Raw genomic sequence first — 21,185 nt, forward strand, 5'->3', positions numbered from 1 at the left:
AGAGACGTGATGAAGAAACTTCTTCTGGCCAGCGCGGCCTGTGTCGCCATCGCAGGCACTGCCGCCGCCGAAGAGATCAAGATGGGCATTTCGCTGGGCCTGACCGGCCCGCTGGAATCCATCGCGCCGAACATCCAGAAAGGCGCCGAACTGGCGATGAAGGAAGTCAGCGACAGCGGCAAGCTGCTGGGCGGTTCGACCGTCGTGCCGGTTGCCGCCGACAATACCTGCGTCGACGCCGCAGCCTCGGTCGCCGCCGTGGAACGGCTGGTGACGGCAGAAGGCGTCAAGGGCATCATGGGCGGCATGTGCTCGGGCGAAACCATTGCCTCGCTCGAGCGTGTGGGCGTGCCGAACGGCGTCGTGATGATCTCGCCCTCGGCCACGTCGCCGGCGCTTTCGACCATCGACGACAAGGGCTTCTTCTTCCGCACCGCGCCGTCGGATGCCCGTCAGGGCGAGGTGATGGCCGATATCGTGCTGGAAAAAGGCATCAAATCGGTCGCCATCACCTATACCAACAACGATTACGGCAAGGGTCTGGCCGACAGCTTTGCCAAATCCTATACCGAAAAGGGCGGCGCGGTGACGATTTCCGCCGCGCATGACGACGGCAAGGGCGACTATTCCGCCGAAGTCGCGGCGCTGGCCGCAGCGGGTGGCGATGCGCTGGTCGTGGCGGGCTATGCCGATCAGGGCGGTTCGGGCGTCATTCAGGGCGCGCTGGATACCGGCGCGTTTTCGACCTTCGTGCTGCCTGACGGCATGGTGAACCAGGCGCTTGTGGACAAGTTCGGCGATCAGCTTGACACGTCGTTCGGGCAGAACCCCTCGGCCGAGGGCGAAGGCCATGACAAGTTTGTCGAACTGGCGAAAGCCGCCGGTTTCGACGCCACCTCGGCCTATTCGGGCGAGGCTTACGATGCGGCGGCGCTGATGCTGCTGGCGATGGAAGCGGCCAAGACCTCGGACCCGAAAGTCTATAAGGACAAGGTCATGGAGGTCGCCAACGCGCCGGGCGAAAAGATCTATCCCGGCGAACTGGCCAAGGGGCTGGAGCTTCTGGCCGCCGGTCAGGACATCGATTACGTCGGTGCGACCGCCGTCGAACTGGTCGAACCCGGCGAAAATGCCGGCGTCTATCGCGAAGTCGACTTCAAGGGCGGCACGCTGAACGTGGTGGGCTACCGCTAAGGGTCGCGCCCATATCAACGGAGAGCCCGGAGAAATCCGGGCTTTCTGCAATTATAACAGCACATTGAACGCAACATTTCGCGTGATGTGTGAAGCTTGGGGAGCATCATGATTCAGGTCCATGACCTGCACCGGCATTTCGGCGGGTTTCGCGCCGTGGATGGCGCCAGTCTGACGATCGAGACCGGCTCGATCACCGGGCTGATCGGCCCGAACGGTGCAGGAAAGTCAACGCTGTTCAACGTCATCGCGGGCGTTCTGCCCCCCACCTCGGGCCGCGTCATCATGGATGGCGAGGATATCACCGGGCTGCCCCCGCACCAGCTTTTCCACAAGGGATTGCTGCGGACATTCCAGTTGGCGCATGAGTTTTCCTCGATGACGGTGCGCGAAAACCTGATGATGGTCCCCGGTGCGCAGACCGGCGAGACGCTGTGGAACACATGGTTCCAGCGCGCCCGCATCCGCAACGAAGAACGCGCGCTGCGCCAGAAGGCCGACGAGGTGCTTGATTTCCTGACCATTTCCCATGTCGCCGACGAAAAGGCGGGCAATCTGTCAGGGGGTCAGAAGAAGCTGCTGGAACTGGGCCGCACCATGATGGTCGATGCCAAGATCGTCTTTCTGGACGAGGTCGGCGCGGGCGTGAACCGCACGCTGCTGGGTACGATCGGCGATGCCATCGTCCGGCTGAATCGCGAACGCGGCTATACCTTCTGCGTCATCGAACACGACATGGATTTCATCGGCCGCCTGTGCGACCCGGTCATCGTCATGGCTGCGGGCAAGGTGCTGGCCGAAGGCCCCGCCGCGCATATCATGGAAAATGAGGCCGTGATCGAGGCCTATCTGGGCACCGGCCTGAAGAACAAGGTCGTCGAGACCACGACCGGGGACACGGCATGAGCTATCTTTCCGCAACCGACATGCGCGGCGGCTATGGCAAGGCCGATATTTTGAACGGCTGCACGCTGACCGTGGACAAGGGCCAGATTGCGGTGATCGTCGGACCGAACGGCGCCGGGAAATCCACCGCGATGAAGGCGGTGTTCGGCATGCTGTCGCTGCGCGAAGGCGCGGTGACGCTGGGCGGTCAGGACATCACCGGCCTGACCCCGCAGGAACGCGTGCATCGCGGCATGGGCTTCGTGCCGCAGACCCACAACATCTTCCCGACCATGACCGTCGAGGAAAATCTGCAAATGGGCGCCTTCATCCGCAAGGATGATTTCCGCGACACCATCCAGCAGGTCTATGACCTGTTCCCGGCCGTGGCCGACAAGCGTCGGCAAAATGCGGGCGAATTGTCGGGTGGCCAGCGCCAGCAGGTGGCCGTGGGACGGGCGCTGATGACCAAGCCCAGCCTTTTGATGCTGGACGAACCCACCGCAGGCGTCAGCCCGATTGTCATGGACGAATTGTTCGACCGCATCATCGAGGTCGCCCGCACCGGCATTTCCATCCTGATGGTGGAACAGAACGCCCGGCAGGCGCTCGAGATCGCCGATATCGGCTATGTCCTTGTGCAGGGCGCCAACCGCTACACCGACACCGGCAAGGCCCTGATGGCCGACCCCGAGGTCCGCCGCACCTTCCTTGGGGGCTGACATGGATATCCTGAACGCCCTTGTGGCCTTGCTGAATTTCGTCTTGATCCCCGCCGCCGCCTATGGCGCGCAGCTGGCGCTTGGTGCGCTGGGGGTGACGCTGATCTATGGCATCCTGCGCTTTTCCAACTTTGCCCATGGCGACACCATGGCCTTCGGCACCGCGCTGGTCATCCTTGTGACATGGGGCCTGCAGGCGCTGGGGATCAGCCTTGGCCCGCTGCCCACGGCGCTTCTGGCCCTGCCCATCGGCATCGCGCTGTGTTCGGGTTTCGTGCTGGGCACGGACCGCGTGGTCTATCGCTTCTATCGCAAGAAACGCTCCGAGCCGATCATTCTGGTCATGGCCTCGGTCGGCGTGATGTTCATCATGAACGGGCTGACCCGTCTGGTGATCGGCGTCGATGAGATCCGCTTTGACGACGGCGCGCGCTTTCTGGTGACGGTGCAGCAGTTCCGCGCCTGGAGCGGGCTGACCGAGGGGCTGGCGCTGCGTGTCAGTCAGGTGCTGACGCTGGTGGTGACGGCGCTGGCCTGCTGGGCGCTGTTCCGGTTCCTGAACCACTCGCGCGCGGGCAAGGCCATGCGCGCCTATTCCGACAATGAGGATCTGGCGCTGCTGTCGGGCATCGACCCGGAACGCGTGGTGCGTCTGACATGGATCATCGCAACCGCGCTGGCCGTCACGGCGGGCACGCTGTACGGTCTGGACAAGTCCTTCAAGGCCTTCAACTATTTCCAGATCCTGCTGCCGATCTTTGCCGCCTCGATTGTGGGCGGGCTGGGCAATCCGCTGGGCGCGGTCGCGGGCGGCTTCATCGTCGCCTTTTCCGAAGTGGCGATCACCTATCCGTGGAAGAAGGTCGCGGGCTATCTGGGCATCGAATCCGATGGGCTGCTGCAATTGCTGTCGACCGAATACAAATTCGCGGTCAGCTTCGTCATTCTGATCGTCGTCCTGCTGTTCCGGCCTACGGGCCTGTTCCGCGGCAAATCGGTCTAAGGGGGTCAAGATGTCGAACACTCGTCAAGCCGAGGCCACCAGCCGCTGGCGCGCCCTGATCGTCTTTGCCGCAATCGCGGTGCTGTTCGTGCTGGAGGGCACGACGCGGAACGCCATGTTTTCGGGCTCGTGGAACACGGCGCTGGCCATTCTGAACATGGGGCTGATCTCGGCCGTCATGGCCTTGGGCGTCAATATGCAATGGGGCTATGCGGGCCTGTTCAACGCGGGCGTGGTGGGCTTTATCGCGCTTGGCGCGCTGGGGCCGGTGCTGGTCGCCACGGCCCCGGTCGAAGGCGCATGGGCCGCCGGTGGCCTGCGCGTCATCGCCGCACTGGTCGTGGGCTTCGGCACGCTGGCCATGGCCGCGCAGGTCTGGGCGGGGGTGGCGCGCGGCTGGCGCGTGCCTGCGCTGATCGCCACGCTGATCGTGGGCTTTGTCGCCTATCGCTGGCTGTTCGATCCGGCGGTCATGGCCATCGAGGCCAATAACGCGGCCAGCGCCGGCAATATCGGCGGGCTGGGCTGGCCGGTGCTGTTGTCATGGCCGGTCGGCGCGGCCTTCGCGGGCGCTGCCGCATGGGGTGTGGGCAAGGTCGCGCTGGGTCTGCGCTCGGACTATCTGGCGATTGCGACGCTGGGCATCGGTGAAATCATCATCGCCGTTCTGCGCAATGAGGAATGGCTGGCGCGCGGCGTCAAGAACATGTCGGGCATCCCGCGCCCCGTGCCCTACGAGCTGGAATTGCAGGGCGACCCGGCCTTCGTCGCCAAGGCGGCAAGTTTCGGCATGGATGCGGCGACGGCCTCGGGGATCTGGGTCAAGCTGCTTTATGCCGGGCTGTTCGGCGCGGTGCTGCTGCTGGTCATCCTGCTGGCCGAACTGGCGCTGAAATCGCCCTGGGGCCGGATGATGCGCGCCATCCGCGACAATGAGACCGCCGCCAGCGCCATGGGCAAGAACGTCACCGGGCGGCATTTGCAGATCTTCGTCATCGGCTCGGCCGTGATCGGTCTGGGCGGCGCGATGATGGTGACGATGGACGGGCTGCTGTCGCCGGGCGGCTTCAACCCGCTGCGCTATACCTTCCTGATCTGGGTAATGGTCATCGTCGGCGGCTCGGGCAATAACTGGGGCGCGGTGCTGGGCGCGGTGCTGGTCTGGTTCCTGTGGATCAAGGCCGAGGTCTGGGGTCCGGCGCTGATGCATCTGATCACCCTGCCGCTGCCCGAGGGCGGCCTGCGCAGCCAACTTCTGGGCGGCGCGCCGCATATGCGCTTCATCGCCATGGGGCTGGTGCTGCTACTGGTGCTGCGCTTCGCCCCGCGTGGCCTCGTCCCCGAGAAATAGGGCGCAAGGGGGCATCGCCCCCGCCTTGTCCGCCCCCTTGATGGGGGTGGGCAAGGCGCGCTGATCGGGACATCCCTAAGACACGAAAAAAGGGGCCGCGTTGGCCCCTTTTGCTATGCCGCGTTCAGCAGCACCGGTGTCTGGTCGCCGCTGGCAAAGCGGCGCAGCACCTGCGGATACAGCAGATGTTCCTGCACCAAGACCCGCGCGGCCAGCGTGTCGGCGGTATCGTCCGGCAGGACCGGCACGCGCGCCTGACCCAGCAGCGGCCCGGCATCCAGTTCCGGCGTTACCAGATGCACCGTCGCGCCCGCCTCGGCATCGCCCGCGTCGATGGCGCGCTGATGCGTGTGCAGGCCGGGATATTTCGGCAGCAATGAGGGGTGGATGTTCAGCATCCGCCCCTGAAACCGCTGCACGAAAGCAGGCGTCAGGATGCGCATGAAGCCTGCAAGGCACAGAATGTCGGGCTGGGCGGCCAGCAAGGGCTCAAGCAGCGCGGCCTCGAAGGCGGCGCGGTCGCCCTGATAGGCACGATGGTCGATGGCAAAGGTCGTAACGCCCATATCGCGCGCCTTGGCCAGCCCCCCGGCCTGCGGATCGTTCGATCCGACGATGACCGCGCGGGCGGGGTGGTCGCCCACCATCGCCTGCACCAGTTTCACCATATTCGAGCCGCCGCCCGAAATCAGGATGGCGGTGCGTTTCACCGCAGGTTGCCGGAATAGCGCACACCTTCGCCCGGCGTCACATGGCCAAGGCGGAAGACGGTTTCGCCTTCGGATTTCAGCAGGGCTTCCAGCGCCTCGGCGCGGTCGGCCGCGACCGCAAGGATCATGCCGACGCCCGAGTTGAAGGTCTTCAGCATCTCGGCATCGGCGATGCCACCCGCCTCGGCCAGCCAGTCGAAGACGGCGGGCAGCGTGAAGCTGTTAAGGTCGATTTCCGCGCCCAGACCCTTGGGCAGCACGCGCGGCAGGTTTTCGGTGATGCCGCCGCCGGTGATATGGGCCGCCGCGTGGACGCCGCCCGAATGGATCGCCGCCAGCACCGCGTTGACGTAAAGCCGCGTGGGCACCAGCAGCGCCTGACCCAGCGTGCCGCTGCCAAAGGGGTTGGGCGATTCCCATGTCAGACCGGCATGTTCGGCCACCTTGCGCACCAGCGAAAAGCCGTTGGAATGCACCCCGTCCGAGGCAAGGCCCAGCAGCACGTCGCCGTCCTTGACGCCTGCGGGCAGCGATTTGCCGCGCTCCATCGCGCCGACGGCAAAGCCTGCAAGATCGAAATCGCCCTTGGCATACATGCCCGGCATCTCGGCGGTCTCGCCTCCGATCAGCGCCGTGCCCGACAGGCGGCAGCCTTCGGCAATGCCATTGATGACGCGCGCGGCCTCATCGACGGACAGCTTGCCGGTCGCGAAGTAATCCAGAAAAAACAAGGGCTCCGCGCCTTGGCAGACCAGATCATTGACGCACATGGCCACAAGGTCGATGCCCAGCCCGTCCAGTTCGCCCGTGTCGATGCCGATGCGCAGCTTGGTGCCGACGCCATCGGTGGCGGCGACCAGAACCGGGTCGTTGAAGCCCGCCGCGCGCGGATCGAACAGCGCGCCGAACCCGCCCAGACCGTCCATCACGCCGGGACGCTTGGTCGCGGCAGCGGCGGGCTTGATCCGTTCGACCAGCGCATTGCCTGCGTCGATATCCACTCCGGCTGCGGCATAGGACAGGCCATCTTTGCGCTGGGTCATTCGTCGGGTCCTTTCTGGTTTGTCGTCCCGATACCGCAGCCGGGCGGCGCAGGCAATGATCGCTTGCGCATCCCTGATCCTCAGCGCCGGTCCCATGGCATCGGCGGGTCCAGCCGCGGCCCGCCCTGCCCGCGGGCCAGATCGACCGCCTGGGCGCGGGTGCGCGGCGGGTTCGGCCCGGCCATGCGCTGCGACAGCCAGCGCGCCACCCGCGCGGTGGCGATGCTGGTGCCGCTGACAAATTGCAGACCGGCCCCGCGCAGAGCGGGGGCGGGCATCCCGGCCAGCAGCGCGCTGCGGTCACCCGGCGCGGTCAGATCGCCGCATGCGCCATCCCCCAGCAGACTGGCATAGGAGGTGATCGCCCCACCCCGCCCCGCGTAATGCGCGCCGCAGCGGATCTGCTGCGGCCCCCAGGCATAGGCGTTCAGCGTGCCGTCGCGCCGGATGACGGCATTCGGGGGCTGCGGATCGCGTGACTGCCAGCGACCGCTGGCATCGCGGTCGTGATAGGCGGGATCGGCCAGCCGCGACTGCCGGCCCGCACGCGGAAAGCCGAACAGCCGGTCGTCGCGCTGCACGGTGACATCGCAGGCGCCGGGTGCCTGAAGCAGCGTGATCTGCCACAGCCCCGGCGGCGCCAGCGCCTGCCCCGCCGCATCCGCAACCGTGGGCGGGGCGATCAGCGTCAGGCATTGGCGCAGGCCGGTATCGCGTTCGACCGCCTGCAGGACCAGCCGCGCAAGCTCTCGTCCCTGCGGATCGACCAGCTTGGCGATCTGCGCGCCCGCGCCGCCAGGGGCGGCGAAGGCCGTCTCGACCGCATCCAGCCCCGGCAGTTCCAGCCGCAGCCGGATGGCGGGCGCGCCAATGGCTGCGGGCGGGGTCCAAAGCTGCATCTCGCTGAGGGTGCGGTCATCGGGCAGAAGCTGCCAGCCCAGACCTTGGCCCGGCGCCAGCACCCCGTTCAGCCGCCGCTGCCGGGTGTTGCCGCTGGCCAGCACGAAATGCACCGGCCCAAGCTCGGGCGGCGGGTCATCGGCCAGATGCTGCTGCATCAGTTCGATCAGCGACTGGCCATCGCGCGACCCTGCGGTGATCCCCAATGAGATATTGACCACCAGCGGCGGCCGAACGGGCGGCCCGGCAAGGCTGCGGTTGATCTGGCGCGCCAGCAACCGCGCGCGGCTGATGATGAACACGACCGCGACCTGCATCAGCAGCGGCATCGCTGCGCCCGAGGTATCTGCCAAGGCCCAGTCGGGCAGGCCGACGGCGATCAGCGGATGCGCCCGACCGGTCGGATCGTCGGGCGGATAGCCGGCTGCCGTGCAGGCGATCCCTGCCCCATGGCTGCGCGCCCGCAGCATCCAGCGGCTTTGGGCGCGGGCCGCATCCATCAGGCCAAGCCCACGATACAGCGCCTCATCCGGGCAAAGCGTGGCACTGCCCGCGCCGCGAAGCTGGTCGATCTCGGGTCCGCGCAGTTCCTGACCGAACGGAATATCGGGCCGCGCCACCATCGGCGGCGGTCCGTCCTGCATCCAGATCGAGGCCACGCGGCTATGCCCGCTTTGCGTTGTCAGCAGGCGATGCGCAAAGGGGATGCAATGGTCGATCACCGCCACGATGGCCATCTGGCGCGGATCGGGCGGCATGGCCTCTGCCGACAGCAGATCATCGCCGGGCGGGACGCCCATTGCCGGAGGCTCGGGCGGCGCGAACAGCGGCAGATTGCGGGTCAGCTGCTCATACAGCGCGTCATAGCGCGCGACCGTGTTCAGCGCGATCATGTGTCGAACGCCGAGCGGATCAGCGCCTCCAGCGCGCCACGCCGCGCCCGCCGCAGATCGTGGGATACATCCGCGCCCAGTTCGGCCTGCGCGCCCTGCGGCGGATGCAGCAGGTAATCCACCAGGGCCGAGCCTTCGGCCCCGATCCGGGCATTCGCCTGATCGTCCAGCGGCTGGAACCGCAGATCCGGGCGGGGGTGCTTCACAGCCATCTGGACCCCCATTCCGCCTGCGCCTCGGCCCACAGCGCCGCCAGCAGGTCCGAGACATTGGCCTGCACCGACGCGCCCACAACCAGACAGTCATCGCCGCCGATCACGTCGCACAGCCGCGCCAGATGGAAATCGCGGCTATGGCCGGGGGCGGTGTTGCCCCACTGCTCGCCCTTGAAATCCAGCGCCGGGCAATCCTGCCCCGCAACGCCCGCGCGTGAGGCCAGCCAGCGCGCCAGCGTGATGCCCAGAACCGCGCCCGCCGCGCTGTCGACCGGGAAATGCACCCCGGCGACGGTGCGGTTGACCGCGATCCGCGCCGCCATGCGATACAGCTGGCTGTCGGCGGTGATCGGCGCGGGGGCGGTGTGATCGGCGCGGGTCAGGATGGCCAGAAATGTCGCCAGCGCAAAGGCTTGCGTGGCATGGCCGCTGGGATAGCTGCCATGCAGCGGCGTGGGGATCATCGGCTGGACCTGATCGCTCAGCATCTCGGCGCGGGGCGCGGCGAAGGCCAGCTTGACGCGCTGCACCGCGAATGTCCCCAGATCGGCAACCAGCGCCATCAGCCGGCGCGTCATCGGCGCGCGTCCCGCCTTGATCGGCAGGATCGAGGTGAAGAAGCTGTCCAGATCGGTGGTCTGGACCAGAATCTCCTCCTGCCGCTCGGGCCGCAGATCGGCATAGCCCAGCACCAGCGCCAGTTCCTCGGCGAAATCCTGATCCGAGGGCAGTCGCAGCTTCAAAAGCGCCGCCTTCCCCGCATCGCCGCGCCCGTAGAGCGTGACCTTGGTGCTGGGCAGATCGGCGGGCGCTGGCGTGACGGTCAGCGTCTCCAGCATCTCGAACAGCAGGATGCCATGGGCGAAATGCTCCTCCAGCCGCCGCAGCCGCCGCAGCGGTGTCAGGGGCGCGCGTTGCGGCGTGGCGGCAGGCGGCGGCACGGCGTCGGCAATGCCGTCGCGCGCGATCATCAGCGCTGTTGACAGGCTGCCACTGCCGCCGCCAGACCCGGACGACTGGTGCGCATTATGGGCATTATGTGCATTATGGGCGTTATGGGCATTTGTCAGCGACACGGTGATAGCCTTTCATAACCAGCAAGGTTTCGTGCGGAATGCTTAATTCGGATAATATATCTGAACATTAGCAGGGGCTGCGATTCGCGATGACAGCGACGTTGAGCCTGATGGGAACGGTCCGCTTGCGCGGGTCCGTCGGCGAAGACCTGACACCGCGCAGCCAGAAGGCGCGTGGCGCGCTGGCGCTTTTGGGCACGGCCCCCGACCTGCGCCTGAACCGGGCGCGGCTGCAGGATCTGCTGTGGAGCGATCGCAGCAAGCATCAGGGCTCGGACAGCCTGCGCCAGATGCTGCGGGAATTGCGCTCCAGCCTGCAGGACGACCGCGAGATCCTGCAAACCGGCGTGGGCTGGGTCGGGCTGGATCCAGAGCGGCTGCGCATCGACCTGAGCCCGGTCTATGATGCCGGGGGCGCGCCGATCGAATTTGCCGCCGATATCGACGTGCCCGACCCGGAGTTTGAAAGCTGGCTGCGCGACATGCGCCTGCGGCTGACGCCCGAAAGCGACGGCCCGACCGCGCGGATGCGCAAGCCCGACATTCCGCCGCCTCGGTCCTTTCTGATCGACGGCGCGACCCATCTCCCGGTCGGACGTCGGACCGAACCCGCCTATGTCGTGGCGCTGGATCCGGTCGAGAGCAACGAAGCCCGCGCCCATGTCATCGGCGAGATGATCGTGAACGAGGCCGCCGCCCGCGCCTGCGAGATGATCCCCGCCACGCTGGCCGACCGCGTGCAGGACGACCAGACGGCCACTGGCACAAGGATCGCGGCGATCTGCTATGGCGTGGGCGCGGATTGTTCGCTGATGCTGGTGATGCGCGACATCGCCTCGGGCGCGCGGGGCTGGACGCGGCGCTTCGGCATCCGCGCCAGCGATGAAACCGCCACGATGCGCCATGCCATCGCCCAGATCACCGTGGCGCTGCTGGACCGGGCGCGGCGCACGGCCTCGCCGAACTGGACCGGCTTTCCGATCTGGGATGTCTTCAGCTTCTCGCGGGAGCGGCTGGAGGCGGCGGATGCCATTCTGGCCGCCCTGCCCCCGGAACAGGAAAACGCCGTCAGTCTGGCCCTGCGCTCCTATCTGCGCAACACGCTGATCATCGAGCGGCTGACCGACGATCCGGCGCTGTGTTCCGATCAGGCGGATGCCTTTGCCCGGCAGGCCCGGGCGCTCGCGCCGAACAATCCGGTGGTGCTGGCGGTCGCCTCGCTGTCGGCAAGCTGGCGGCGCGATGCCATCGGCGCGCTGGAACTGGCGCAGGCCGCCTGCCGCGCCGATCCCGACAATGAAATCGCCTGCCACGCACTGTCGCAGGCCCTGACCGATGTGGGCCGCGACGCCGAGGCGCTGGAGGCCACGGATCGTGGGGCCTGCGGCGCGCTGGCCGAACTTGGCCCGGCCTCGTGGCTGATGCGCCGCGCGGTGGTGCAGGTCCGGTTGGGGCGTTTCGGGGACGCCGAAAACAGCGCCGCCGCCGCTTATGCCTTCGCCCCCGACAACCGCCCGTCGCTGCGCTTCATGGCGGCGCTGCGATGGCATCGCGGCGATCAGGCGGGGGCCGCCGATGCGCTTCGCCGGTTGCGGGTGATCGAGCCGGATTTCACGCTGGAGCTGATGGCCGACCCGGATTATCCGGTCTCGACCCTGCGGATGGCGGGGCTGATGGACATCACCCGCTCGCGGCTGTGACGCGGCGCTCATGGCACCACCCGGATATCAATCGTCAGGGTCTTTCGCCCCTTGCCCATGCCGATGCGCAGCTGCGCCTGCCCGACGGCCAGCGCGTCAAGGATCAGTCTGGGTTCAGGCGGGCTGCCCGGTCGCGGCCAGACCGGGCGCAGGATGGGGGCGGCGCCGCTTTCGTCCTGCCGGATGCGGGCGCGCTGCGGCGGATCGTCCAGCCGCAGCTCCAGCCGCTCGCCCAGACGCAGCGTGACCGGCCCGTCCAGTTCCGTTTGCAGCAGCACGCGCGTCCGGGGACCTGTGGCCTGCACGAAACGGATCGGCGGCGCGCCGATGGCCAATGCGCGCTGCATGGCGTCCAGCCATGAATTTTCCAGCTCGGCCCCGGTCAAATCGGCCCCGTCAAGCTGGGCGCCTGTCAGGTCGCTGTCGCAGATCACCGCGCCGCGCAGGTCGGCCCCGGCCAGCATCGCCAGCCCCAGATTGGCCCCGGCAAGGTTCGCGCCGCGAAAATCCGCGCGCCGGGCCGAGACCGACCAAAGACAAGCGCCGCAAAGCTGGGCATGGCGCAGATCGGTCCCGGTCAGATCGGCATAGCTCAGATCCGCGCCGACCAGCGTCAGGCCCGACAGGTTCAGGCCCGACAGATCCGCGCCGCCCAGCTGAAGCTGGCCAAGCGCCACGATCTTGCGCAGGATCTGGGCCCGCGTGTGCTTTGCCATTCCCGCCTCCCTCCTGTGGCTGTGCGGTTCTGCTGCCGGGCGGTGCCCGGGAATGGCTGCCTCCATCCCCGGGCTACTGGATTCAGTCGCCCAGGTCTGACTGGATCCAGTAACGCTTGCGGTAGCCGCGCACGCAGCAGATCTCGATGCCCTGCCGGGCCACCAGACGCGCGGTATTGCTGCGGATCGCATAGCCGATCTCGGTCATGCCGGGCAGGACGCGCAGGGTCAGCGGCGCGGCCCCGCGCGCGGCCAGATCGCGCATCAGCCGCGCGCCTTCCCGTGCCAGCGCATCGCGGACGGCGCTGCCGCCATGGCTCGTATCGGAAAGCGGCGCGGCCTCGGGCGGAATGGGGTGATGAGCCAAGGCTGGCCGCCGCAGATCGGCCTCGATCCGCAGCAGGCTGCCATCGGGGCGCAGCGTGACGCGGACCCGGCCCAGATCGGGGGTAATCACCGGAATGCCGTCGATCACCTGACGAAACTGCACGATGATGTCGTCGCAGGTTTCCGGCAAACTCTCGCCATCAGGCCGCAGACAGCGCCCCGCCGACAGCGACAGCGCAATGCCATCGAAGCACAGATCATAGCCCGCGCGCAGAAAGCCGTGTCGCCGCAAGGCCGACCATGCCCGCCCCAGCAAGGCGCGTTTCTGCACGGCGACGCGGCCCCGCCCGCCCCGTGAGCCGCGGCCATAATCCACCATCACAGTGCCGCGCGGACAGCGCAGGACGCGCAATCCCGGCAAGGACAGCTTTTGCGGCAGGTGGGGTGCGGGCGGCGGCGGCAGGCTGTCCGGGTCCAGATCCAGCGCCGCAAGCACGGCCCCGATCAGATGCAGATCCTGATCTGGCGCGACCAGCCGGACCCGCGCCGCGCCCCGCGACACCTGCGTGACGGGATCGCGGTGATATTGCGTCAAGGGCTGACGCCAGCGCCACATCCACCAATCCCGCCCCGAGGGTGCGGGCCGAAAGCGGCTTTCGCCAAACAGCCGCGCCTGCGCCTCGTCGCGGGTGCCGCCCATGGCGCAGGCCACCGCGACCTGATCCTGCGCGACATCGGCCGCGCCATCCAGCCAAGCCTGCGCGAAGCCCTTGCCCCGCGCCCAGTGACGCCAGAAATTCCGGCCATAGCTGCCGCTGTCCCATGATGCAGACTCAAAGCCGAACATCATGCGCAGGCCGCGATTGGCCAGGGCCCAGCTGCGCATCGGGCTGTGGCCTTCGGCCACGCGCAGCGATTCACTGGCCGACCAGAACATATAGCGCAGCTTCTCGGCCCCGAACCGCATCCGGGTCGAGGCAAGGCTGGCATCCGCCCCCGCCCACATCGCGCCCATCGGCAGATGAAACACCCCTGCCTCATCCATCGCGCCATGGCCCGCGTGGTAGAACACCCGCACGTCATCCAGCCCTTGCGCGGCGGGCGCGGCCTCGGGGCGGGCAAAGATCCATGATTGCACCAACCCGTCACGCCGCCAGAAATCCGCCGTGGCATAGCGGTCCACGCCGTCCAGAAAGCCGCCCGCATCGCGATGTGCCGCGTTCAGCGACCCGGCGGCGCGGAAGGTCTCGACCGAGCAGGCGCCATACAGGCCCTGTTTCAGGGCGTGGCACGCCGCCGCAGGCTCGGCGGGGTCCGATCCGTCCGTGGCGATCTCGGGCAGCCAGCCCGGCAGGCTGCGCGCAACTGGGGCGGGGCGTTTCAGATCCTGCATCGCTGGCTCCTGCGGGTGACATCACGGGGACGCTTGGGCGACCGTGATCTCAGGCTAGGAAGCCCGGCGTGAACGCGGCGTGAATCTGCACACAGTCCAATGAAATCAGCAGCATGTCGTCACGCCGAACCGGCTGACAGCCCACGATATTCAACCATGACGAGAGACACTGATCAATCCGTTGCCGCCACCGGCCCGGTGCTGCGTTCCGATTCGACACTGGCCAATCCCATGCCGAAGGACAGCTCGCGCCCCGCCTGCACCACGGCGCGGGCGATCGCGTCAAGGCGCGCATCGCTCATCCGATGCACCGGGCCCGAGACCGAGATCCCCGCAGCGGCGGCCCCCGCCACGTCAAAGATCGGCGCGGCAATGCAGCGCATCCCCGTGGCGCGTTCCTCATTGTCCAGCGCATAGCCCCGCACCCGGATCCGGGCCAGATCCGCGCCCAGCGCCTCGGGGTCGGTCAGGGTGTGATCGGTGAACCGCTGCAGCGTCAGGCCACGGATCATCCGGCGCAGCTCATGCGGGCGGGCATGGGCCAGCAGCGCCTTGCCGATCCCCGAGGCATGCAGCGCGGACCGCGTGCCCGGCGGAAAGAAGGCGCGGATGGTTTCATGGGTTTCCGCCTGACTGAGAAACAGCACCGCATCGCCGTTCAGGATGCCGAAATTCGCGGTTTCGCCCGTCACCTCCATCAGGCGGCGCAAAACCGGCTGGGCGCGTTCCACCAGACCCGAGCGGCGCATGAAGGCCGAACCGTGCCGAAAGGCGGTTGGCCCGATATGCCAGGCCTGCGTGATCGCATCGCTTTCCAGAACGCCGCGTGCCGCAAGGGTTGTCAGCACGCGGTGAACCGTGGAAGGTGCCAGTTCAAGCGCCTGACCGATCTGGGTCAGGGTCAGACCGTTCGACGCCGCGACCAGATCCAGAATGTCGAAGGCCCGGTCCAGCGCGCGGACCCCGCCATTGTCGGTGCCGCCCTGGTCGTAGCCGCCCTCGCCCCGGCCCCGCGGGCGGCCCCGTTTGCGAAGCTCTGCTGACATCACGCAAATCCTTTCGACAGCTGAAATAAAACATTGAAAATCGCCTTCCTGAAATGGAAAACATCAACGCTTTGATCTGAAATGTGAATATCGTGTTTTTCCGCGATTGCGAAATGTTTTTCAGAAAAATTGCCGGAATGGACAGCAGCACCTAGGCTGGGTCACAAGCGAAGGAGGACATCATGACCAGCCAGAACCCGATCTTCATTCCCGGCCCGACCAATATCCCCGAGGCTTTGCGCAAGGCGGTGGACATGCCAACCATCGACCACCGCTCTCCGGTTTTCGGGCGGATGCTGCACCCGGCGCTTGAGGGCGTCAAACAGGTGCTGAAGACCCGCGATGCGCAGGTGTTCCTGTTCCCCTCGACCGGCACGGGCGGTTGGGAAACCGCGATCACCAACACGCTGTCGCCCGGCGACAAAGTGCTGGCCGCGCGCAATGGCATGTTCAGTCACCGCTGGATCGACATGTGCCAGCGTCACGGGCTGGATGTCGATTTCGTCGAAACCCCTTGGGGCGAAGGCATCCCGGCCGACCGCTTTCAGGACATCCTGACCGCCGACAAGGGCCATCAGATCCGCGTCGTGCTGGCCACCCATAACGAGACCGCCACCGGCGTCGTCTCCGATATCGCCGCCGTGCGCCGGGCGCTGGACGCGGCGGGCCACCCGGCGCTGCTGTTTGTCGATGGCGTCAGCTCGATCGGGTCGATGGATTTCCGCATGGATGACTGGGGCGTCGATATCGCCGTCACCGGCAGCCAGAAGGGGTTCATGCTGCCCCCCGGTCTGGCCATCCTGGGCTTTTCGGCCAAGGCGATGGCTGCGGTGGAAAGCGCCCGCCTGCCCCGCACCTTCTTCGACATCCGCGACATGGCCACCGGCTACGCGCGCAACGGCTATCCCTATACGCCGCCGGTCGGGCTGATCAACGGGCTGAACCACGCCTGTGACCGCCTGCTGTCCGAGGGGCTGGAGAACGTCTTTGCCCGCCATCGCCGCATCGCGGGCGGTGTGCGCGCCGCCGTCGCCGCATGGGGGCTGGAGCTTTGCGCCGTCCGCCCGGACCTGTATTCCGATAGCGTCAGCGCCATCCGCGTGCCCGAGGGCTTTGACGCCAACCGCATCGTCAGCCATGCGCTGGACACCTATGACATGGCCTTTGGCACCGGCCTTGGCGAGGTTGCGGGCAAGGTCTTCCGCATCGGCCATCTGGGCAGCCTGACCGATGCCATGGCACTGTCGGGCATCGCGGTCGCCGAAATGACCATGGCCGATCTGGGCCTGAATGTCCGTCTGGGCTCGGGGGTCGCTGCGGCGCAGGAACATTACCGCCAATCCACCACCGCCTTGCGCAAGGCCGCATGATGAGGGACGCCATGTATATCCCGACCTATCAGGACATGCTGGATGCCCATGACCGCATCCGCCCGCATATCCGCCGCACGCCGGTGCGGACCTCGGACCACCTGAACGCCCTGACCGGCGCGCAGCTGTTCTTCAAATGCGAGAACTTTCAAGAGCCGGGCGCCTTCAAGGTGCGCGGCGCCAGCAACGCGGTCTTTGGCCTGGATGCCGAACAGGCGGCCAAGGGGGTTGCCACGCATTCCTCGGGCAACCATGCGTCCTGCCTGTCCTATGCGGCGATGCTGCGGGGGATCCCCTGCAACGTGGTCATGCCCCGCACCGCGCCGCAGGCCAAGAAGGACACGGTGCGGCGTTACGGCGGCGTCATCACCGAATGCGAACCCTCGACCACCTCGCGCGAGGAGACGTTTGCCAAGGTGCAGGCCCGCACGGGGGGCGATTTCGTGCATCCCTATAACGATCCGCGCGTGATCGCGGGTCAGGGCACCTGTGCGCTGGAACTGATGGAACAGATCGCGGAACTGGACGGCGGCGGGCTGGACGCGGTTGTCGCGCCCATCGGCGGTGGCGGCATGATCTCGGGCACCTGCCTGACACTTGCGACGCTGGCCCCCGATGTGCAGGTCATCGCCGCCGAGCCGGAGCAGGCCGATGATGCCTATCGCAGCTTCAAGGCCGGCCATATCATCGCCGATGATGCCCCAAAAACCATCGCTGACGGTTTGCTGGTGCCGCTGAAGGATCTGACATGGCATTTCGTCAGCAACCATGTCAGCCAGATCTATACCGCCTCGGACGCCGAGATCATCGACGCGATGAAGCTGATCTGGAAACATCTGCGCGTGGTGATGGAGCCCTCCAGCGCCGTGCCGCTGGCCACGATCCTGAAGAACCGCGACGCATTTGCCGGCAAGCGTGTCGGCATCATCATCACCGGCGGCAATGTCGATCTTGACCGCCTGCCCTGGACCCAAGGAGAAACGCCATGAACGCCCCCCAGAAGATCGCCGCCGATTTCGCGGGTTATGAGGTCGGTTATGACATTCCCGCCCTGCCCGGCATGTCCGAGGCCGAGATCCAGACCCCTTGCCTGATCCTTGATCTGGATGCGCTGGAACGCAACGTGAAGAAAATGGGCGACTATGCCCGCGCCCACGGCATGCGCCATCGCAGCCATGGCAAGATGCACAAATCCGTCGATGTGCAGAAGCTGCAGGAATCTTTGGGCGGTGCGGTCGGCGTCTGCTGCCAGAAGGTCTCGGAGGCCGAGGTCTTTGCCCGTGGCGGCATCAAGGACATTCTGGTCAGCAATCAGGTCCGCGACCCTGCCAAGATCGACCGTCTGGCCCGCCTGCCCAAGCTGGGTGCGCGCGTCATCGTCTGTGTCGATGATCTGGCGAATGTGGCCGACCTGTCCGCCGCCGCGCAAAAGCACGGCACGGTGCTGGAGGTCTTTATCGAGATCGACTGCGGCGCGGGCCGCTGCGGCGTCACCACAGCGGATGCCGTGGTCCAGATCGCCAAGGCCGTCGATGCGGCAGCGGGGCTGAAATTCACCGGCATTCAGGCCTATCAGGGCGCGATGCAGCACATGGACAGCTTTGCCGACCGCAAGGCCAAGCTGGATGCCGCCATCGCGCAGGTCAAAGAGGCCGTGGCGGCTTTGGACGCCGTGGGCCTGTCGCCCGAACTGGTCTCGGGCGGGGGCACGGGCAGCTATTACTTTGAAAGCAACTCGGGCGTCTACAACGAGCTGCAATGCGGCAGCTATGCCTTCATGGATGCCGATTATGGCCGCATCAAGGATCAGGGCGGCAAGCGCATCGACGCGGGCGAATGGGAAAACGCCCTGTTCATCCTGACCAGCGTCATGAGTCATGCAAAGGCTGACAAGGCCATCTGCGATGCCGGTCTGAAAGCCCAGTCGGTCGATAGCGGCCTGCCCTTCGTCTATGGCCGCGACGATGTGGAATACATCAAATGCAGCGACGAACATGGCGTCATCGCCGATCCCAACGGCGTCCTGCAGGTCAATGACAAGCTGCGCCTTGTGCCCGGTCACTGCGATCCGACCTGCAATGTCCATGACTGGTATGTCGGCGTCCGCAATGGCCGCGTCGAATGCGTCTGGCCGGTCTCGGCGCGCGGAAAGGGCTATTGATGCTGATCGTCCCGGAAAAGGAGATCGGGGGTCTGATGACCCCCGACGCCGCCTTTGACGCCATTCAGGCGGTGTTTGCCGCCATGGATGCCGGGCAGGCCTATAATTTCCCCGTCGTGCGCGAGGCCATCGGTCATCAGGATGCGCTTTACGGCTTCAAGGGCGGCTTCGACGCGGCGGGCCTGACGCTGGGGCTGAAGGCCGGGGGCTATTGGCCCAACAACGCGACCCGCAACCTGATCAATCACCAGTCCACGGTCTTTCTGTTCGACGCCGATACCGGGCGCGTCGCGGCGGCGGTCGGGGGCAATCTGCTGACGGCGCTGCGCACGGCGGCGGCCTCGGCCGTGTCGATCAAATATCTGGCGCCGAAAGGGGCCAAGGTGCTGGGCATGATCGGCGCGGGCCACCAATCGGCCTTCCAGATGCGCGCCGCCGCCCGCGTGCAGAGATTTGAAAAGGTCATCGGCTGGAACCCGCATCCCGAGATGCTGACCCGGCTGGCCGATACCGCCGCCGAACTGGGCCTGCCCTTCGAGGCCGTGGAACTGGACCAGCTGGGGACCGAGGCGGATGTCATCATCTCGATCACCTCGGCCTTTTCGCCGCTGCTGCTGGACGGACATGTCAAAGGCGACACCCATATCGCCGCCATGGGCACCGATACCAAGGGCAAGCAGGAACTGGACCCGGCGCTGGTGGCGCGGGCGAAACTTTACACCGACGAAATCGCCCAATCGGTCAGCATCGGCGAATTCCAGCACGCCATCGCCGCCGGTCTGATCGAACAGGACCAGATCACCCGGCTGGGCGCAGTCATCAACGGCGCCGATCCGGGCCGCGACGGCGCCGGGCTGACGATTTTCGACGGCACGGGCGTCGGCCTTCAGGATCTGGCCGTCGCGGCCAGGGTCGTGAAGATCGCCCAGGAAAAAGGCATCGCTCTGGAAGTGGAGGTCTAGGGCCATAACCGACAAGGGAGGAGGAACCATGTCACAAATGGAAACCGGCCGGGCATTCGATCCGGTCGAGGAAATACTGCCGGCACCCCGGTTGTTCACGCTGGGCTTTCAGCATGTGCTGGTCATGTATGCCGGCGCCATCGCCGTGCCGCTGATCGTCGGCCGCGCCTTGCAGCTGTCGCCGCAGGATGTGGCCTTTCTGATTTCTGCCGACCTGTTCGTCTGCGGCATCGTCTCGATCATCCAGTCGATGGGCGCGACGCAGTGGTTCGGCATCAAGCTGCCGGTGATGATGGGCGTGACCTTTGCCGCCGTGGGGCCGATGGTGTCGATCGCCAGCGCCAATCCCGGCAATGAAGGCGCGCGGATGCTGTTTGGCGCCATCATCGCGGCGGGCGTCATCTCGATCTTTCTGGCGCCCTTCGTGGGCAGGCTGTTGCGGTTCTTCCCCAGCGTGGTGACGGGCACGGTGATCCTTGCCATCGGCATCAGCCTGATGCCCATCGGCATCAACTGGATCTTCGGACTGCCGGTCGGGCCGACCGCGCCGAAGCTGGTCGATCCGGCGGCGCAGGACTGGCTGAACAGCGCCATCGCCGCAGGTGGCGTGCCCGAGGGCGTGCGGCTGCTGCCCACCGTGCCGAACCCCGCCTATGCCTCGGGGGCCAATATCCTGATCGGCATCGTCGTGCTGGGCGCGATCCTGCTGCTGTCGCGCTTTGGCCGCGGGTTTGTCGCCAATATCGCGGTGCTGCTGGGCATCATCGGCGGCGGCATCCTTGCCGCGCTGATGGGCATGATGCATTTCGACGCCGTGGCGGATGCCGCATGGTTCGCGCCGATCAAGCCCTTCCATTTCGGAACCCCGATCTTCGATCCGATCATGATCGCCACCATGCTGCTGGTGATGTTCGTGACCATGGTCGAATCCACCGGCATGTTCCTTGCGCTGGGGGAAATCTGCGGCCGCCGCGTCACGCCCAGGACGCTGACCGCGGGTCTGCGCGTCGACGGGCTGGGCACGGCCATCGGCGGGCTGTTCAACACCTTCCCCTATACCTCGTTCAGCCAGAATGTCGGGCTGGTCGGCGTCACGGGCATCCGCTCGCGCTTCGTCTGCGTGGCGGGGGGCGCGATCATGATCGTGCTGGGACTGATCCCGAAAATGGGCGCGCTGGTGGAATCGCTGCCCACGACCGTGCTGGGCGGCGCGGGGCTGGTGATGTTCGGCATGGTCGCGGCTACCGGCATCCGCATCCTCTCCAAGGTCGATTTCGCGGGCAACCGGCACAATCTGTTCGTCGTCGCGATCTCGCTGGGCTTTGCCATGATCCCGATGATCGCGCCGGACTTCAACCAGTGGATGCCCCACGCCATCCATCCGCTGATCCATTCGGGCATCCTGCTGGCCACGCTGTCGGCGGTGCTGCTGAACTGGTTCTTCAACGGCGCAGCCCCCGTCAGCGAGGATGAGATCCGCGCCGCAGGCCATGCCGCCGAAGCGCATTAAGGAGCGGC

19 protein-coding genes are annotated in these 21,185 nt (G+C 66.5%); 11 read left to right on the forward strand and 8 right to left on the reverse strand.

Annotated elements, in window-relative coordinates; all coding sequences use genetic code 11:
* Positions 1-9: 9 nt before the first annotated feature.
* From GL284_RS05935 to GL284_RS05955, 5 genes are all read left to right on the forward strand, one after another.
* Complete coding sequence (locus GL284_RS05935) at positions 10-1,194, forward strand: ABC transporter substrate-binding protein (protein ID WP_155043680.1); 1,185 nt, start codon at positions 10-12, stop codon at positions 1,192-1,194.
* Positions 1,195-1,302: 108 nt separating this feature from the next.
* Entirely contained in the window at positions 1,303-2,100 is a 798-nt protein-coding gene (locus GL284_RS05940; protein ID WP_155043681.1) for an ABC transporter ATP-binding protein, read from the forward strand.
* The gene (locus GL284_RS05945) at positions 2,097-2,801 is read left to right on the forward strand and encodes an ABC transporter ATP-binding protein (RefSeq protein WP_155043682.1); all 705 of its coding nucleotides are present in this window, start codon (positions 2,097-2,099) and stop codon (positions 2,799-2,801) included. Before GL284_RS05940 ends, GL284_RS05945 begins: the two co-directional genes overlap by 4 nt.
* A gap of 1 nt (position 2,802) precedes the next feature.
* Positions 2,803-3,804 carry a branched-chain amino acid ABC transporter permease gene (locus tag GL284_RS05950; protein ID WP_155043683.1) on the forward strand — a complete coding sequence of 334 codons (1,002 nt, stop codon included), beginning with the start codon at positions 2,803-2,805 and terminating at the stop codon, positions 3,802-3,804.
* A 10-nt stretch (positions 3,805-3,814) separates the two neighbouring features.
* Positions 3,815-5,155, forward strand: coding sequence for a branched-chain amino acid ABC transporter permease (locus GL284_RS05955; RefSeq protein ID WP_155043684.1), 1,341 nt, complete (start codon positions 3,815-3,817; stop codon positions 5,153-5,155).
* A 113-nt stretch (positions 5,156-5,268) separates the two neighbouring features.
* Here GL284_RS05955 and purN read toward each other — a convergent pair whose 3' ends face one another.
* The 5 genes from purN to GL284_RS05980 form a co-directional block, all read right to left on the reverse strand.
* Positions 5,269-5,865: a phosphoribosylglycinamide formyltransferase gene (purN, locus tag GL284_RS05960; protein ID WP_341870288.1), complete on the reverse strand. Its 597-nt coding sequence runs from the start codon at positions 5,863-5,865 to the stop codon at positions 5,269-5,271.
* Entirely contained in the window at positions 5,862-6,908 is a 1,047-nt protein-coding gene (gene purM, locus GL284_RS05965) for a phosphoribosylformylglycinamidine cyclo-ligase (RefSeq protein ID WP_155043685.1), read from the reverse strand. Before purM ends, purN begins: the two co-directional genes overlap by 4 nt.
* 80 nt (positions 6,909-6,988) lie before the next feature.
* Entirely contained in the window at positions 6,989-8,701 is a 1,713-nt protein-coding gene (locus tag GL284_RS05970) for a S8/S53 family peptidase (protein ID WP_155043686.1), read from the reverse strand.
* Positions 8,698-8,913, reverse strand: a complete 216-nt coding sequence (locus GL284_RS05975; protein ID WP_155043687.1) for a hypothetical protein — start codon at positions 8,911-8,913, stop codon at positions 8,698-8,700. The genes GL284_RS05970 and GL284_RS05975 overlap by 4 nt, the downstream gene beginning before the upstream one ends.
* Positions 8,904-9,887, reverse strand: coding sequence for a phosphatase PAP2 family protein (locus tag GL284_RS05980; protein WP_155043688.1), 984 nt, complete (start codon positions 9,885-9,887; stop codon positions 8,904-8,906). The genes GL284_RS05975 and GL284_RS05980 overlap by 10 nt, the downstream gene beginning before the upstream one ends.
* A 194-nt stretch (positions 9,888-10,081) precedes the next feature.
* Here GL284_RS05980 and GL284_RS05985 point away from each other — a divergent pair, with 194 nt between their 5' ends.
* Complete coding sequence (locus GL284_RS05985) at positions 10,082-11,692, forward strand: SARP family transcriptional regulator (RefSeq protein ID WP_155043689.1); 1,611 nt, start codon at positions 10,082-10,084, stop codon at positions 11,690-11,692.
* 8 nt (positions 11,693-11,700) lie between these two features.
* Here GL284_RS05985 and GL284_RS05990 read toward each other — a convergent pair whose 3' ends face one another.
* The 3 genes from GL284_RS05990 to bhcR all read right to left on the reverse strand — a co-directional run bounded on the left by GL284_RS05990 (position 11,701) and on the right by bhcR (position 15,174).
* On the reverse strand, positions 11,701-12,408 hold the full coding sequence (locus GL284_RS05990) for a pentapeptide repeat-containing protein (protein WP_155043690.1): 708 nt from the start codon (positions 12,406-12,408) through the stop codon (positions 11,701-11,703).
* Between the two features lie 82 nt (positions 12,409-12,490).
* Positions 12,491-14,128: a DUF6345 domain-containing protein gene (locus GL284_RS05995; RefSeq protein WP_155043691.1), complete on the reverse strand. Its 1,638-nt coding sequence runs from the start codon at positions 14,126-14,128 to the stop codon at positions 12,491-12,493.
* A gap of 173 nt (positions 14,129-14,301) precedes the next feature.
* On the reverse strand, positions 14,302-15,174 hold the full coding sequence (bhcR, locus tag GL284_RS06000; RefSeq protein ID WP_155043692.1) for an HTH-type transcriptional regulator BhcR: 873 nt from the start codon (positions 15,172-15,174) through the stop codon (positions 14,302-14,304).
* A 182-nt stretch (positions 15,175-15,356) separates the two neighbouring features.
* On the opposite strand from bhcR, the gene bhcA reads away from it, so the two are divergent.
* The 5 genes from bhcA to GL284_RS06025 are packed head-to-tail and all read left to right on the forward strand — an operon-like array spanning position 15,357 to position 21,177.
* Positions 15,357-16,544, forward strand: a complete 1,188-nt coding sequence (gene bhcA / locus GL284_RS06005) for an L-aspartate--glyoxylate aminotransferase BhcA (RefSeq protein ID WP_155043693.1) — start codon at positions 15,357-15,359, stop codon at positions 16,542-16,544.
* Complete coding sequence (gene bhcB, locus GL284_RS06010) at positions 16,544-17,533, forward strand: beta-hydroxyaspartate dehydratase BhcB (protein ID WP_155043786.1); 990 nt, start codon at positions 16,544-16,546, stop codon at positions 17,531-17,533. Before bhcA ends, bhcB begins: the two co-directional genes overlap by 1 nt.
* The gene (bhcC, locus tag GL284_RS06015) at positions 17,530-18,705 is read left to right on the forward strand and encodes a 3-hydroxy-D-aspartate aldolase BhcC (protein WP_155043694.1); all 1,176 of its coding nucleotides are present in this window, start codon (positions 17,530-17,532) and stop codon (positions 18,703-18,705) included. Before bhcB ends, bhcC begins: the two co-directional genes overlap by 4 nt.
* A complete protein-coding gene (gene bhcD, locus GL284_RS06020; RefSeq protein WP_155043695.1) occupies positions 18,705-19,667 on the forward strand; it encodes an iminosuccinate reductase BhcD in 963 nt (320 codons plus the stop codon). Before bhcC ends, bhcD begins: the two co-directional genes overlap by 1 nt.
* A 28-nt stretch (positions 19,668-19,695) precedes the next feature.
* Positions 19,696-21,177, forward strand: a complete 1,482-nt coding sequence (locus GL284_RS06025) for a nucleobase:cation symporter-2 family protein (RefSeq protein WP_230382919.1) — start codon at positions 19,696-19,698, stop codon at positions 21,175-21,177.
* Positions 21,178-21,185: the final 8 nt, after the last annotated feature.

Origin of the sequence: Paracoccus shanxieyensis, from assembly GCF_009711265.1 — a bacterium.
GTDB lineage: Bacteria > Pseudomonadota > Alphaproteobacteria > Rhodobacterales > Rhodobacteraceae > Paracoccus > Paracoccus shanxieyensis.